Source organism: Hylemonella sp. GW821-FHT12C09 (assembly GCF_058807395.1).
The window spans coordinates 204,383-219,368 of sequence record NZ_JBXAQQ010000004.1 but is presented as its reverse complement, the minus strand read 5'-3'; the positions used below and the strand labels follow the sequence as shown (position 1 = coordinate 219,368).

Genomic DNA, 14,986 nt, shown 5'->3' with positions numbered 1-14,986 from the left:
ATGTGATGATGAATATGTCCAAACACCTGCTGGCGGGCCTGCTGGCCCTGCTCTCCCTCGGCGCCTACGCCCAGGACGCCACGATCCGCAAGAACCTGGCCGAACGCCTGCCCCAGTTGCCCAAGATCGATGAAGTCAGCAAGACGCCGCTGCCCGGCATCTACGAGATCCGCGTCAACGAGAACGACATCTACTACACCGACGCCGAAGGCAACTACCTGATCCAGGGCAACATCATCGACGTGCGCCAGCGCCGCAACCTGACCGAGGAGCGCGTCGAACAGCTGACGGCCATCGATTTCAAGGACCTGCCCCTGAAGGACGCCTTCACCGTGGTGCGCGGCAATGGCAAGCGCAAAGTGGCCGTCTTCGCCGACCCGAACTGCGGTTACTGCAAGCGCTTCGAGCGCGACCTGGCCAAGATCGACAACGTCACGGTCCACACCTTTCTCTATCCCATACTGAGCCCGGATTCGACCGAGAAGTCGAAAAACATCTGGTGCGCCAAGGACAAGAACAAGAGCTGGCAGGACTGGATGTTCAACGACCAGGTGCCGGCCGCCCTCAGCTGCGACACCACGGCCCTGACCCGCAACCTGACGCTGGGTCGCAAGCACAAGATCACCGGCACCCCCACGCTGATCTTTGCCGATGGCTCGCGCGTGCCCGGCGCCCTGACCACCCAGCAGATCGAGAAGCAGCTCACGGCTGCCACACGCTGAACGCTTTTGTCATCCACATCCATGCCACGCATGCCCGGCCGCAACTCCCGACTCCCCGCCTGCGTGCACTACCAGATCCAGGCCGCAGACCTGCACAGCCACCTCTACCGCGTCACGCTCACCATCACACAGCCAAGCGCCGATCAGCGCGTGGCGCTACCGGTCTGGATTCCCGGCAGCTACCTGGTGCGCGAGTTCTCGAAAAACCTGCAGCAACTCCAGGCCCGGCAAGGCCGCCGCCTGCTCTCCGCTGACCAGCTGGACAAATGCAGTTGGCAGATCGCGTGCGACCCGGAGCAGCCGCTGGAGCTGCGCTACGAAATCTATGCCCTGGACAACTCGGTACGCACGGCCTGGCTCGATGCGGCGCGCGGCTTTTTCAACGGCACCAGCCTGTGCCTGCGCGTCGAAGGCCAGGAAGACGCACCGCATGACCTGACCTTGCTGACCGGTGCCGCGCCCGCCCACTGGACCGTGGCCACCGGTCTGCCGGGCATCAAGACCGACAAGCGCGGTTTTGGCCATTACCGCGCCGCCAACTACGACGAGCTGGCCGACTGCCCCTTCGAACTCGGCGCTTTCTGGAGCGGCGACTTCAAGGCCGGCGGTGTCAGCCACCGCTTCGTCGTGGCCGGCGCCCCGCCTAGCTTCGACGGCACCCGCCTGCTGGCCGACGCGCAGCGCATCTGCGAAACCGCCATCCGCTTCTGGCACGCCGGTGGCCAGGCCACCGGCCGCAGCGGCAAGCCGCCCTTCGCCAATTACCTGTTCATGCTCAACGCCACCGACGACGGTTATGGCGGGCTGGAACATCGCAATTCCACGGCGCTGATCTGCGCGCGCCGCGACCTGCCGCGCACCGAATCCAAACCCGGCGATGGCTACACCACCTTGCTGGGCCTGATCAGCCACGAGTATTTCCACAGCTGGAACGTCAAGCGCCTGCGCCCGGCCGAGTTCGCGCGTTATGACTACCGCGCCGAGAACTACACGGAGCTGCTCTGGTTCTTCGAAGGGTTCACCAGCTATTACGATGACCTGCTGCTGCGCCGTGCCGGCCTGCTGGATGACGCAGGCTACCTGCGCCTGCTCAACAAGAGCATCAACCAGCTGCAGCAGACGCCGGGGCGGCTGATTCAATCGGTGGCCCAGGCCAGCTTCGATGCCTGGGTCAAGTACTACCGCGTCGACGAAAACACACCCAACGCCACCGTCAGCTACTACGGCAAGGGCGCGCTGGTCGCCTTGTGCCTGGACCTGACCCTGCGCGGCGAGGGCCGGCACACCCTGGACGATGTCATGCGCGCGCTCTGGTCACGCCGCAAAGCCGGCCCCATGACCGAGAGCGATCTGCTGGCCGTGCTGCAGGACCTGAGCGGCCGCTCCTGGTCGCGCGAACTCAAACGCTGGGTACACGGTACGGCCGAGCTGCCCTTGCGCGAACTGCTCGAACAACATGGCGTGACCATCCATGAAGAGCCAGCCCAGCTGGCGCAACGCCTGGGCCTGCGCGTGAGCGAGTCGGGTTCGCTCCAGATCAAGACCGTGTTGCGTGGCGGCGCTGGCGAACACGCCGGCTTTGCGGCCGGCGACGAATGGGTGGGTGTGGAGGTGGGCAGCGGCAGGTCACTCAGCAGCTGGCGGCTCCACAAGCTCGACGACCTGCTGCTCTATGCCGGTGGGCAAAACCGGGTGAAGGCGCTGGTGGCACGCGACAAGCGCCTGCTGACGTTGAGCCTGCCTCTGCCGCGCAGCATCAGTACATGGCGGCTGTCGGTAGGAACGAAGGAGCGGGTCGGCGCCTGGCTCGCGGCCTGAGCGAGTCTCAGGTCTTCGGCAACTGGGCTTCGACTTCGGCACCAAAGCGGTCGGCTACCGCCTGGCCCTTGACATCACGCACCACGGTGTAGGCCCGCTTCATGGCCTCGACGAACTGGGGCAGGTCCCGGGTCGCTTCGACCCTGAGAGACAGCTCATCTGCCAGCGGGCCCAGCTGTTCGAGCAAGAGGCGGGTCGCCAGCGCTTTGAGTTTGCCCAGGTCTGCGCCTGATGCCGCGGCCGGCCCTCCCGCTGGCCTGGCGCCAGCCCCGCCGGGTAGGACTTCGATGAAACCGTCCGCTTCCAGCTGTTGCAGCAACTGGTCCGACTCGCCCATGCCGGCCGCCAGCCGGGTCAGTTCTTCGACGTTCTTCTTGCCATCGACCAGTATGAGCAGCATGCGCAGCTTGCCGCCCACGCCGTGACCGCGGGTCGCGATGGCTTCTGTCCCCTTGTCGGATTTCCGGTATATCGCTTGCGCTTCCATGCCGCCCAACCTTGCTTTATTGAATCAGCGGATTATTTCACCACCGTCAACGTACCCAGCCCCGTGTTTCCACCAAGGGCGGTCTATATAACTTCCACCGCATTGCAGCATACCGACGGCCAGCCGGCAAGTCAGGCCCCGGAGGACACCAGCGTGACTTTCTTGAACTTGCGCTTGCCCACCTGCAGCACATAGGTGCCGGCACCGAGCTTGAGGCCCTTGTCACTGACCACCGCAGCATCCACGCGCACCCCGCCGCCGTCGATCAGACGGCTGCCCTCGCCAGACGAGGCCACCAGGCCAGCCTGCTTGAGCAGCGCGGCAATGCCGACGGGACCGCCCTCCAGCGTGAGCGTCTGCTCCTCGATCTCGTCGGGAATGCCGCCCTTGCTGCGGTTGATGAAATCCTGCTCGGCCGCATCGGCGGCGGCGGCCGAGTGGAAACGCGCCGTGATCTCCTTGGCCAACTGAACCTTGGCATCCTTGGGGTTGCGCCCACCGGTCACTTCCTGCTTCAGCTTTTCGATCTCGGCCATGGAACGGAAACTCAGCAGCGTATACCAGCGCCACATCAGCTCGTCGCTGATCGAGAGTACCTTGGCGAACATGCTGTTGGCATCCTCGGTGATGCCGATGTAGTTGTTCTTGGACTTGGACATCTTGTCCACGCCGTCCAGGCCTTCGAGCAGCGGCATGGTCAGGATGCACTGCGGTTCCTGGCCGTATTCGGCCTGCAGGTGCCGGCCCATGAGCAAGTTGAACTTCTGGTCGGTGCCACCCAGTTCGAGATCGCTTTTCAGGGCCACCGAGTCGTAGCCCTGCATCAGCGGGTAGAGGAACTCGTGCACCGAGATCGGCGTGCCGGCCTTGAAGCGGTCGTGGAAATCGTTGCGCTCCATCATGCGCGCCACGGTGTACTTGGCCGCCAGCTGGATCATGCCCATGGAGCCCAGGGGCAGGCTCCATTCGCTGTTGTAGCGAATCTCCGTTTTCGCCGGGTCCAGCACCAGGCTGGCCTGGCGGTAGTAGGTCTCGGCATTGGCCTTGATCTGCTCGGGCGTGAGCGGCGGGCGTGTGCTGTTGCGCCCCGAGGGGTCGCCGATCAGGCTGGTGAAGTCGCCGATCAGGAAGATGACCTGGTGCCCCAGGTCCTGCAACTGGCGCATCTTGTTGAGCACCACGGTGTGGCCGATGTGGATGTCCGGCGCGGTCGGGTCCAGGCCCAGCTTGATGCGCAGCGGCGTGCCCGTGGCCTCGGAACGGGACAGCTTCTGCACCCAGTCGGATTCGGGGATCAACTCCTCGCAGCCGCGCCGGGTCACGGCGAGCGCCTCGCGGACCCGGTCGGTGAGGGGAAAAGTCGACACAGAAGCTTGATTCATAAAGATTTTTCGCTGTGGCCCGGAGATGGGCCGATATACTTGGGTCTACCCCTGAGGCCACGATTTTAAGTGGCGCCGGATGGCCATCCGGCCGGGCCTGCCCACCTTGGGGCCGCATCCTTGAAGACCACGCTGCTCACCACCCTCTCCGCCACCCTGGCCGCCTTGCGTCAGGCGGTTGATCACCGCCCGCGCGGGTTCGCGACCGCCCTGTTGTCCCTCGCCCTGCTCGGCGGCGGCGCCTACGCCCTGGCCGCCGCCGTGGTCACGCTGGCACCCGATGTGGCGCAACTGCCCGTGCGCGAAGTCCGCGAAACGGTCACCCCCCTGCCGCTGGAGGAACAGGCCTCGGCGCTCGAACTTCACCGCTACAGCCTCTATCGCTCAGATGCCTCGCGCGCCAACGACACCGCCGACACGCTGCTGCGCCGCCTCGGCATGGACGATCCGCAGGCCGCTGACTTCCTGCGCCGCGACCCCCTGGTTCATCGCCACCTGCTCGGCCGCACCGGCCGCCAGCTCAGTGCCGAAGCCAGCGAACGCAACACCCTGATCAAGCTGGTGGCGCGCTGGAGCCCGGACGACGACGGCAGCTTCAAGCGCCTGGTGATCGAGAAATCCGGCACCACCTTCAAGTCCAGGCTTGAGAACGCCACCCTGACGGCCTCCATCCGCATCGCCGGCGCCACCATCGACAGCTCGCTGTTCGCTTCGGCCGACGAGGCCGGCATCCCCGACGCCGTGGCGATCCAGATCGCCGAGATCTTCTCCGGTGACATCGACTTCCATCGCGAACTGCGCAAAGGCGACCGCTACTCGGTCGTCTACGAAGTGCTGGAAGGCGACGGTGAGCCCCTGCGCGCCGGGCGCGTCCTCAGCGCCGAATTCGTCAACGGTGGCAAGGCCTACCAGGCCATGTGGTTCCAGGAACCCACCGCGACCAACCCCACCCCGGTGGAAGAGGGCCGCCCCACGCGCACCCAGGGTCGTAGCGGCTACTATTCGCTGGAAGGCCAGAGCCTCAAGCGCGCCTACCTGGCCTCACCGCTGGCCTTCTCGCGCGTGACCAGCGGCTTCAAGATGCGCTTCCACCCCATCCTGCAAAAATGGACGGCCCATCTGGGCGTGGACTACGCCGCGCCCACGGGCACCCCGGTGCGCAGCGTCGGCGACGGTGTGGTCGAGTTTTCAGGTGTCCAGGGCGGCTTCGGCAATGTGGTCTTTGTCCGCCACCGCAACAACCACGTCACGGTCTACGCCCACCTGAGCCGCATTGCCGTGCGTCGCGGCCAGCGCGTCGAGCAGGGACAGAACATTGGTGCGGTCGGCGCCACCGGCTGGGCCACCGGACCGCATCTGCACTACGAATTTCGCATCAACGGCAGGCACCAGAACCCGCTGGCGATCGCGCGCAACAGCGAGTCCATTCCCGTGTCAGCCGCCGCCCGCCCGGTCTTCAACCGTCTGGCCGCCGTGACACGCCAGCAATTGGCGGCCGCACAGCTGCTGGCGGCGCGCTGAATCCGGCATGCCCGAGCACTACATCGGCCTGATGTCCGGCACCTCGCTGGACGGCGTGGATGGTGTGCTCGCCGACTGCAGTGGCACCAGCACCGTTGTCCTGCAGCATGCCTGGCACCCTTTCCCGGCTGAACTGGCGGCCGAGCTGCTGGCCCTGAACGGGCAGGGCGACAACGAGCTGCACCGCGCGGCCCTGGCCGCCAACGCCCTGAGCCACGTCTACGCCCAGGTCGTCTCCGACCTGCTCAGGGCGGCCGACCTGCCAGCCACGGCCATCTGTGCCATCGGCGCGCACGGGCAGACCGTAAGGCATCGCCCGGGTGCCTTTGACGGCATCGGCTACACCCTGCAGCTCAACAACCCGGCCCTTTTGGCCGAACTCAGCGGCATCACGGTCGTCGCCGATTTCCGCAGCCGCGATGTCGCCGCCGGCGGCCAGGGCGCGCCCCTGGTGCCAGCCTTCCATCAGGCCCTGTTCGGCCGAGCTGGCCAGACCGTTGCGGTGCTCAATATCGGCGGCATCTCCAACCTGTCGGTGCTTCGCGACGATGCGGTGCTGGGCTGGGACTGCGGACCTGGCAACGCCCTGATGGACGCATGGTGCCGCCAGCACACCGGCCAGGCTTTTGACGAGCAGGGGCGCTGGGCGGCCAGCGGGCAGGTGGACGCCGGGCTGCTGAAAGCAATGCTGCAGGAGCCCTACTTCGCCCTGCCCGCCCCCAAGAGCAGCGGACGCGATCTGTTCAACCCGGCCTGGCTGGCTGGCAAGCTGACCGGCTTCGAAACCTTGCCCGCCGAGGATGTGCAAGCCACGCTGACCGAACTGACCGCCCGCGTCTGCGCCGCCGACGTGCTGCGCCATGCGGCCGGCAGTCGCCGCCTGATCGTCTGTGGCGGGGGCGCCCTCAACACCCATCTGATGCTGCGCCTGCAGACACATCTGTCAGCGCTGGAGGTGACGTCATCGGAGCAACAGGGCCTGCCACCGCTGCAGGTGGAAGCTGCCGCCTTTGCCTGGCTGGCACGCAAGGCCGTGCACCGGGAAACCGGCAGCCTGAAAAGCGTCACGGGCGCCCGAGGCGCCCGTGTGCTGGGTGCGATCTACCCGGCCTGAGCCGGGAAGCGCGCTTAGACGGAGAAGGACGAACCGCAGCCGCAGGTGGTGCTGGCGTTCGGGTTCTTGATCACGAACTGGGCGCCTTGCAGGTCTTCCTTGTAGTCGATCTCGGCGCCCAGCAGGTACTGGTAACTCATGGCATCTATCAGCAGGGACACGCCATTCTTGGTCATGGTGGTGTCGTCCTCGTTGGCCACTTCGTCGAAGGTGAAGCCATACTGGAAGCCGGAACAACCGCCGCCCTGCACGAAGACGCGCAGCTTGAGGTCGGGGTTGCCCTCTTCGGCGATCAGGTCGGCCACCTTGGCGGCCGCGCTGTCGGTGAAGAGGATGGGGGCGGGCATCTCGGTCTGGATGGATTCGGCAACGGCGCTCATGGATGACTCCAGGGGAAAATAAACTGCATTAATAGTACACCCGATCGCTCGGGAATTCCTGCTTCAGTTATTTGCCGCCAGTTTCAGTGTGGGCTTTTCCTCCATCATGGCCGGCGTAGGGCGCAGCAGGCCGGCGATGATGGCGCCCTGGTGCATTTCCAGGGCGGTGTAGTAGACATCCCCCTCGATCCGCGCCTTGGGCTGCAATTCCAGCATGCGGCGGGCATACACCGGCCCCTTGACCGAGCCATTGACGATGACGTGGTCGGCGTGCACCTCGCCCGTGACCGAGGCGGTTTCGGAGATCACGAGGATGCTGTTCTTGTCCTCACTGGACCGCACGTCACCCACCACCGTGCCATCGACACGCAGGCCGTCGGTGAAGTGGATATGGCCTTCGATGTGGTTGCCATCAGCGATCAGGCTGCGGATGGCGGGCTGCTTTTTCTTGTTGAACATCTGGTTTTCCCCATCAGACTTGAATTACAACTTGATCGACTGCACAGCCTTGACCAGGGTGCCGTCCATGACTTTGACGCTGACCCCCTTGACCAGGGTCTGAGGCGGCAGATCGAACACCCCCTCGGCGCGCGCGTACTGACGCAGCTTAATCGTTTGCGGCCCCCCGGGCAAGGTTGCCGCCCAGGGACGCCCCGCCTGCAAACCGGAGAAGCTGATCTCCAGCCGGCCCGAGAATTCCGGGGCATTCTTCAGCGGCTGGATCACCAGCACCTGCCACTTGACCTGGCGCCCGTCCTGCACCTCGGCCTGCAGGCCACGGATAGCCAGGGCTTCCGTGCCGACGGTGGGGATCAACTTTTCGAAGAAGCCAAGATCGTCGCGCAGGCGCTGGTTGTCGACTTCCAGTTGCTTGTTCAGGGTCGAGAGTCGCTCCTGGGCCGACTTCTCCGCGGTCATCAGCGTGGTCGAGGTATTGGCCAGGGACAGCGCCTTGTTGCGCTCCTCCTTCATGACCTCCAGCTCCTGCTGCAGATCAGACACCTGACGCTCGAGCCGGGCCAGGTACTCGATGCGCCCATCATCGATGCCGGCAATCTCCTTGCCGAACTCGAAGGCCCACAGGCCGATGGCCGCGCAAAAACCCAGCACAACAGCCGCGCCGATCCAGCGGAAAGGCCAGGGCAAGGCACTGCGCACGGACATGCGCGGTGCACTGACCGTCAGGCGGCGGAGTAGCAGTCGCAATCGCATAAGCCGATGAGTCTAGCAGCCACAAAGACAAGGGCCGCCAGAATTTCCATCCTGGCGGCCCCGGTTTTGCAACAGATTGTTGCCCTTGCGGACAACAGGCAGGCTTAGCGCTTGCTGAACTGCTTGCGACGGCGTGCAGAGTGCAGACCGACCTTCTTACGTTCCACTTCGCGGGCATCGCGCGTCACGAAGCCGGCTTGCGACAAGGTGGGCTTGAGCGAAGCGTCGTAGTCGATCAGGGCACGCGTGATGCCGTGGCGGGTTGCGCCGGCCTGGCCGGACTCACCACCGCCGTGCACATTGACCTGCACGTCGAAGGTCTCGGCGTGGTTGGTCAGCATGAGCGGCTGCTTGGCAATCATGATCGAGGTTTCGCGGCCGAAATATTCCTGGATATCCTTGCCGTTGACCGTGATCTTGCCGGTGCCTTTTTTCAGAAACACGCGGGCGACGCTGGATTTGCGACGGCCGGTGCCATTGTTCCATTCACCAATCATCTCAAGGCTCCTTAGATTGCCAACACTTGGGGTTGCTGGGCAGTGTGGGGGTGCTCTGCACCACCGTACACCTTGAGCTTCTTGATCATGGCGTAGCCGAGCGGACCCTTGGGCAGCATGCCCTTGACGGCCTTCTCGAGTGCGCGGCCGGGATGCTTGGCCTGCATGTCGCGGAAGTTGGTAGCGTAGATGCCGCCCGGAAAACCGGAGTGGCGGTAGTAAATCTTGTCGAGTTCCTTGGTACCGGTCACGCGCAGCTTGGCTGCGTTGATGATGACGATGAAGTCACCGGTATCGACGTGAGGCGTGTAAATGGCCTTGTGTTTGCCGCGCAAACGGAGAGCAACTTCGCTGGCTACTCGTCCGAGGACCTTGTCGGTCGCGTCAATCACAAACCACTCGTGCTTCACGTCAGCGGGTTTGGCGCTGAACGTATTGGTCATGAGTTTTTCTCTAAAAAAGAGGGTTTGGGCAGCCCTTTTCCACGGTCGGTTTTCCTCTGTTGGGAATCTCTTAGGTGGGTTGGAAGCCTTCGCCGCGGGGCCACAAAAGCGCTGCGAAGCCCACCATTATACGAGTTTTGGCCCCTCTGAGGGCGCCCGCTTGGCTCAGGGCGCGGGCGTGGGCTGGTTGGCTGAGTTGCGGCGGCTTTCGACGCAGACCGGGTGGTTGAAGTTCTCTTTCTTCAGGCACTCCCGAAACAGGCACACAGGATAAGCGAAGAAGTTAGCATCCACACACAAGGGCTTGGGGGGACGTGGTTTGGCCGGTCGCGCAACGGCCCGCGGCGCCGAGGCCGGACTGGCGGGTCTGACCGCAGGGGCCGGCGGTGTACGCGTCTCGCCAGCCTGTGCGGGAGCATCCGCCTGGGCCGCGACAGGCCAGGGGTCCGTGGGATCGGACGCCGCCGGTTCAGGCACCGCTGCGCGGCTCATGGCCGGTGCTGGCATCGGGGCCGGCTCCGGAGCCGCCACCAGTGGCAAATCACTGGACAGGCCCCAGTAGATCCCCAAGACCGCCAACAGAGCGACCGCCCCCACCAGAGCCCAAGCCCGTCCGTGCCAGCGCCGGGCAGGCATGCGCGCCGTCACAGGCACCGTCGCAGGGGCGGTTACAGGTACGGTCTGGGTCGGAGGCTGGGTTTTCAGGTTCGCGCCCGAGTGGTCCTGCGGATCGGGCAGCAGATCGACACCGAGGGCGGAGCGCCAGTCGAACTTGCCCAGCCCTGCCGGTGCCTGCAGGCCCATTTCCTGCACGAATTCATGCACACTCTGCGGCCGCTCGGCCGGCTGTATCGCCAGCGCATGGCTGATGGCCTGCACAAAAGCGCCCGAGTACCCGTTCCCGAAATGCGCCTTCACCGTCGCGGCCACGCTGCCCACCGTAGGCATGCTGTCGCGCACCACACGCGCCGTGGCGGGCAGCGGCGGGTCGTTGCGCAGGCAGCTGTAGACCACGGCCGCCAGGGCGTAGAGATCGGTCCAGGGGCCCTGTTTCAGATCGTCGGCCTGGGCGTACTGCTCGATCGGCGCGTAATTGACCTTGAGAATGGCCGTGTGCTTGCGCGACTGGTCGGTGATGGCGCGCCGCGCAGCGCCCAGGTCCAGCAAGACCGGCGGCCCCATGTCCTGCAGGAAGATGTTGTCGGGCGAAACGTCGCGGTGCAGTGTGTTGTGCTCGTGCAGCACCTGCAAGGCCTGCAGGATGGACCACAGCATGGTGCGCAGCCAGTCCTCGGGCGGAGGGGATGCCATCTGGACACGGGCCTGCTTGAGTGTCACGCCCCGGTACAAGGGCATGGCCATGTAGGCGGTGTTGTTGGCCTCCCAGAAGCGGTAGACCTTGACCAGCGAGGGGTGGTCGAACTGCGCCAGCAGGCGTGCCTCGGCCACGAAGGACTGCAGGCCGTGCTGGTAGGTGGCCTGGTCGGCCGAGGAACGGATCGACAGCAGCTGGCCATTCTGGCGCGCCACCAGCGCCGATGGCATGTACTCCTTGATGGCCACTGTGCGGTGCAGCGAATGGTCGTAGGCCCGGTAGACCAGACCGAAGCCCCCCACGCCCAGCAGGTCCTGCAGCTCGAACTCGGCCAGGCGCGTGCCGGGCGGCAGAGCGTCCAGGTGCACCACCGGCTGCGACGCAGCTGGTGGTGGGGTATCAAGCGGGGTGTCGGCCATAAGAAATCATTCTTGCATGGAATGCCGGCCTCACGGCCACGGCCCGGGCTTGCTGCGGCCGGTGCGGTCACCAGCGGTCAGGCATGTCACGGGCCCGGGTTGGCGCCGTCCGGATAACGCTGCCGGTTCTCGATGCACACCGCCAAGGGCTTGTTCTCGGCCTTCTGGCATTCGAGGTGGATGCACATGGGGCGGGTAAAGAAATTGGCATCCGCACACAAGACCTTGTTCGTACCCTGGGCCGATTCCTGGGCAGGGGGCGTGCTTGCCGCCTTGGGCGGCGCTTCCGGCGCAGCAGGCCGCGGACGGGCGACGGGCTGGCGCTCGTCCTCCCTGGGCGCAGCCTTGACCGCCGGACGCGGCCTGGGAGCCGGTGGTGTCGTGATCGAGGTGGCAGGCACCTTGGGGGCCGGGGTCGCCACTGGCGCAGGCACGGCCGGCGGCTGCGGCGGGACGGCGCCCGCGGCAAAGGCCCCGGCATCAGCCGCGGCGCCGGACGGTACCTGCGTCTCCGTCGATGCGGGCGGGGCCGCCGGCGCGACGACGGACTCTGGAGACGACGTCCTTGGCCGATCACGCAAGGGCCCACCCTCACCCGCCAGCCAGCTCCAGAGGAGTGCGCCCCCCAGCAGCAGCGCCACCCCCAGGCCCACGGGCTTGGCCCACCGCGCGAAGCGGCCACGGCGTTCACCCTTCTTCGAGGCCTTGGCTGACGAGGCCGTGTGTCGCACGGTCTGCGGCTGGGTATGCCAGAACTGGCGGGAGTTGTATTCCTCTTCGTCGGCGCGCAGCGAGGGCCCGAGTTCCGCCCGCCAGTCGAACTTGCTCAACCGGGGTGAGGCCTTGAGCTTCATCTCGGTCACAAAGGCCGCCAGGTTCTGCGGCCGGTCGGCGGGTTGCACGGCCAGGGCGTGCTGGATGGTGCGCACGAATTCGTCCGAGTAGGCGAGCCCGAAATGCTCCTTCACCGTCGCCACGACGCTGCGCACGGAGGGCAGGCTGTCGCGCACCACGCGCGCCGTGGCGGGCAGCGGTGGGTCGTTGCGCAGGCAGCTGTAGACCACGGCCGCCAGGGCGTAGAGGTCGGTCCAGGGGCCCTGCTTCAGGTCCTCGGCCTCGGCGTATTGCTCGATCGGTGCGTAGTTGACCTTGAGGATGGCGGTGAGCCGGTGCGACTTGTCGCTGATGGCGCGCCGCGCGGCGCCCAGGTCCAGCAAGACCGGCGGTCCCATGTCCTGCAGGAAGATGTTGTCGGGGGAGATGTCGCGATGCAGCGCATCGTTGCGGTGCAGCACGTGCAAGCCCTGCAACACGGACCAGAGCACAGCGCGCAACCAGGCTTCGGGCGGTGGCGCTGCCATCTGGCTGCGTGCCTGCTTGAGTGTCATCCCCCGGTACAGGGGCATGACCATATAGGCCGTGTTGTTGGCTTCCCAGAAACGGTAGACCTTGACCAGCGAGGGGTGGTCGAACTGCGCCAGCAGGCGCGCTTCGGCGATGAAGGACTGCAGGCCGGACTGGTAAGTGGCCTGGTCGGCCGATGAACGCACCGATACCGTGGTGCCATCCAGCCGGGCGGCCAGCGCCGCAGGCATGTATTCCTTGATGGCCACGGAACGCTGCAGGGAGGTGTCATAGGCACGGTAGACCAGACCGAAGCCGCCGACGCCCAACAGGCCCTGGACCTCGAACTCGGCCAGGCGCGTGCCCGGCGGCAGGGCGTCCACGTGCGACACCGGCTGTGCCGGCCTCGGCGCCGCAGGCTGGGCAGGATCAACGAGAATATCGGCCATAACGGATGATTCTTGCACGGAACGCAGGCGTCCCGGACACGGCCGCTCCGTCATTAACATCCTATTACCATGTTCAGCTACCGCCACGCCTTCCATGCCGGCAACCACGCCGATGTGCTCAAGCACACCGTGCTCATTGCTCTGCTGCGCCACCTCACGCAAAAAGAGGCCGCGCTCACCGTGCTCGACACCCACGCCGGCGCCGGGCTCTACCGGCTCGACAGCGAGTTTGCCGACACGAGTGGCGAGGCCGCCGAAGGCATCCAGCGCCTGCTGGCCTCTGGCAGCGATGAACCGCTGGCTCCGGCCCTGCAGGACTATCTGGACCTGATCGCCAGCTTCAACAGCAAGAACAACTGGCGCGTCTACCCCGGCTCGCCCTTCATCATCCAGCGCCTGCTGCGCGAGCACGACCTGCTCAAGCTCTACGAGCTGCACCCGACCGATGCCAAGACCCTGGACGCCAATGTGGCGCAGCTCCATGCCGGGCGCCAGGTGGTGGTGCTGCGCGAAGACGGCTTCGGCTGCGTCAACAAGTTCCTGCCCCCGCCCTCGCGCCGCGCGCTGCTGCTGTGCGACCCCAGCTACGAGATCAAGAACGACTACCCACGCGTGGTGGCCATGGTGACCGAGGCACTCAAGCGCTTTGCCACCGGCACCTATGCTGTGTGGTACCCCATCATTCCGCGGCCCGAGGCGCACGACCTGCCGCGCAAGCTCAAGACCCTGGCCACCAAAGCCGGCAAGCCCTGGCTGCACGCCACGTTGACGGTCAAGTCGAGCAAGCTGAGCGTGGCCGCCGCCCAGGGCGAGGCCAAGCGCCCCGGCCTGCCGGCCAGCGGCATGTTCGTGATCAACCCGCCGCACACGCTCAAGGGCTTGCTGCAGCCCGCACTGCCGCAGCTCGTGAAGCGGCTTGGCCAGGACCGCAACGCCGGCTTCACGCTGGACAGCGGCGGCTGAGCCGGCACACGCCATCGGCATGCACGCCGCCGCCCGCCACCGCCTCGCCCTGGCGCTGCTCTTCATCACACCAGCGCTCTGGGCCGTCAATGCCCTGGTCGCACGCAAGGCCACCGGTGTGATCGAACCGCACCTGCTCGCCATGTTGCGCTGGCTCTTGGCCAGCGGACTCTTCGCCCTGGGCACCCATGCCGAGATCTGGGCGCACCGGCGCCAGGTGCTGGTCGACTGGACCCATTACCTCGTCCTTGGTGCGCTCGGCATGTGGATCTGCGGCGCCTGGGTCTACATCGGCGGCCACACCACCAGCGCCGCCAACATCGGCCTCATCTACGCGATCTCGCCGGTGCTGATCGTGCTGGCCTCGGCCTTGTGGCTGGGTGAACGATTCCGCCTGCGCCAGGCTCTGGGTCTGGGGCTGGCCCTGACGGGCGTCCTGCACGTGGTGCTGAAGGGGCAATGGGACACGCTGACTGCGGTGCAGTTCGTCCCGGGGGATGGCTGGATCCTGGGGGCCACGCTGTCCTGGACCCTGTATTCCCTGCTGCTCAGGAAATGGCACAGCCCCCTGGGTCTGGGGGCGCAGCTGGCCTTGATCAGCCTGGCCGGCGCCCTGATCAACCTGCCCTTTGCCTTGTGGGAAGTCCTCTCCAGTCCATTACCGGCCGTGACGACTGAAGGCGGCGTGCTGGCGCTGACCGCCGCCATCATCCCGGGCTTCGGCGCCTACCTGGCCCATTCCTTCATGCAACGCGAACTCGGCGCGGCACGGGTCAGCGTGGTGCTGTACCTGAGCCCCATCTACACCGCCCTCATGGCCTGGGGGGTGCTGGGTGAAGGGCTGAGCGCCTTTCACCTCTGGGGCATGGCCCTGGTGCTGCCCGGCATCTACCTGGTGACGCGCAAGCCGGCGCCCTGAG

General features: G+C 65.9%; 15 protein-coding genes. 6 read left to right on the top strand and 9 right to left on the bottom strand.

Going from position 1 to position 14,986, the window contains the following annotated elements; translation table 11 throughout:
- Positions 1-8 precede the first annotated feature (8 nt).
- The gene (locus AC1RRP_RS08970) at positions 9-722 is read left to right on the top strand and encodes a DsbC family protein (RefSeq protein WP_493035528.1); all 714 of its coding nucleotides are present in this window, start codon (positions 9-11) and stop codon (positions 720-722) included.
- Positions 723-752: 30 nt separating this feature from the next.
- Positions 753-2,540, top strand: coding sequence for a M61 family metallopeptidase (locus tag AC1RRP_RS08965; protein WP_493035526.1), 1,788 nt, complete (start codon positions 753-755; stop codon positions 2,538-2,540).
- Positions 2,541-2,547: 7 nt separating this feature from the next.
- On the opposite strand, the gene AC1RRP_RS08960 is transcribed toward AC1RRP_RS08965, so the two are convergent.
- Positions 2,548-3,027 (bottom strand): hypothetical protein, encoded by a 480-nt coding sequence (locus AC1RRP_RS08960; protein WP_493035283.1) that lies wholly within the window; start codon positions 3,025-3,027, stop codon positions 2,548-2,550.
- A gap of 131 nt (positions 3,028-3,158) precedes the next feature.
- A complete protein-coding gene (tyrS, locus tag AC1RRP_RS08955; protein ID WP_493035281.1) occupies positions 3,159-4,409 on the bottom strand; it encodes a tyrosine--tRNA ligase in 1,251 nt (416 codons plus the stop codon).
- A gap of 120 nt (positions 4,410-4,529) precedes the next feature.
- Here tyrS and AC1RRP_RS08950 point away from each other — a divergent pair, with 120 nt between their 5' ends.
- Positions 4,530-5,930 carry a peptidoglycan DD-metalloendopeptidase family protein gene (locus tag AC1RRP_RS08950; protein ID WP_493035279.1) on the top strand — a complete coding sequence of 467 codons (1,401 nt, stop codon included), beginning with the start codon at positions 4,530-4,532 and terminating at the stop codon, positions 5,928-5,930.
- Between the two features lie 7 nt (positions 5,931-5,937).
- A complete protein-coding gene (locus AC1RRP_RS08945; protein WP_493035277.1) occupies positions 5,938-7,044 on the top strand; it encodes an anhydro-N-acetylmuramic acid kinase in 1,107 nt (368 codons plus the stop codon).
- A 14-nt stretch (positions 7,045-7,058) separates the two neighbouring features.
- On the opposite strand, the gene erpA is transcribed toward AC1RRP_RS08945, so the two are convergent.
- From erpA to AC1RRP_RS08910, 7 genes are all read right to left on the bottom strand, one after another.
- Positions 7,059-7,424, bottom strand: coding sequence for an iron-sulfur cluster insertion protein ErpA (erpA, locus tag AC1RRP_RS08940; protein WP_057674712.1), 366 nt, complete (start codon positions 7,422-7,424; stop codon positions 7,059-7,061).
- 63 nt (positions 7,425-7,487) lie between these two features.
- On the bottom strand, positions 7,488-7,883 hold the full coding sequence (locus AC1RRP_RS08935; protein WP_493035275.1) for a bactofilin family protein: 396 nt from the start codon (positions 7,881-7,883) through the stop codon (positions 7,488-7,490).
- Positions 7,884-7,907: 24 nt separating this feature from the next.
- Positions 7,908-8,636, bottom strand: coding sequence for a DUF6776 family protein (locus tag AC1RRP_RS08930; RefSeq protein WP_493035273.1), 729 nt, complete (start codon positions 8,634-8,636; stop codon positions 7,908-7,910).
- A 104-nt stretch (positions 8,637-8,740) separates the two neighbouring features.
- The gene (gene rpsI / locus AC1RRP_RS08925) at positions 8,741-9,133 is read right to left on the bottom strand and encodes a 30S ribosomal protein S9 (protein ID WP_493035271.1); all 393 of its coding nucleotides are present in this window, start codon (positions 9,131-9,133) and stop codon (positions 8,741-8,743) included.
- A gap of 11 nt (positions 9,134-9,144) precedes the next feature.
- Entirely contained in the window at positions 9,145-9,576 is a 432-nt protein-coding gene (rplM, locus tag AC1RRP_RS08920; protein WP_493035269.1) for a 50S ribosomal protein L13, read from the bottom strand.
- A gap of 165 nt (positions 9,577-9,741) precedes the next feature.
- Entirely contained in the window at positions 9,742-11,310 is a 1,569-nt protein-coding gene (locus AC1RRP_RS08915) for a serine/threonine protein kinase (RefSeq protein WP_493035267.1), read from the bottom strand.
- Positions 11,311-11,396: 86 nt separating this feature from the next.
- Positions 11,397-13,103: a serine/threonine protein kinase gene (locus AC1RRP_RS08910; protein WP_493035265.1), complete on the bottom strand. Its 1,707-nt coding sequence runs from the start codon at positions 13,101-13,103 to the stop codon at positions 11,397-11,399.
- Positions 13,104-13,172: 69 nt separating this feature from the next.
- On the opposite strand from AC1RRP_RS08910, the gene AC1RRP_RS08905 reads away from it, so the two are divergent.
- Positions 13,173-14,066: a 23S rRNA (adenine(2030)-N(6))-methyltransferase RlmJ gene (locus AC1RRP_RS08905; RefSeq protein WP_493035263.1), complete on the top strand. Its 894-nt coding sequence runs from the start codon at positions 13,173-13,175 to the stop codon at positions 14,064-14,066.
- A gap of 19 nt (positions 14,067-14,085) precedes the next feature.
- A complete protein-coding gene (locus tag AC1RRP_RS08900; RefSeq protein WP_493035261.1) occupies positions 14,086-14,985 on the top strand; it encodes a DMT family transporter in 900 nt (299 codons plus the stop codon).
- Position 14,986: the final 1 nt, after the last annotated feature.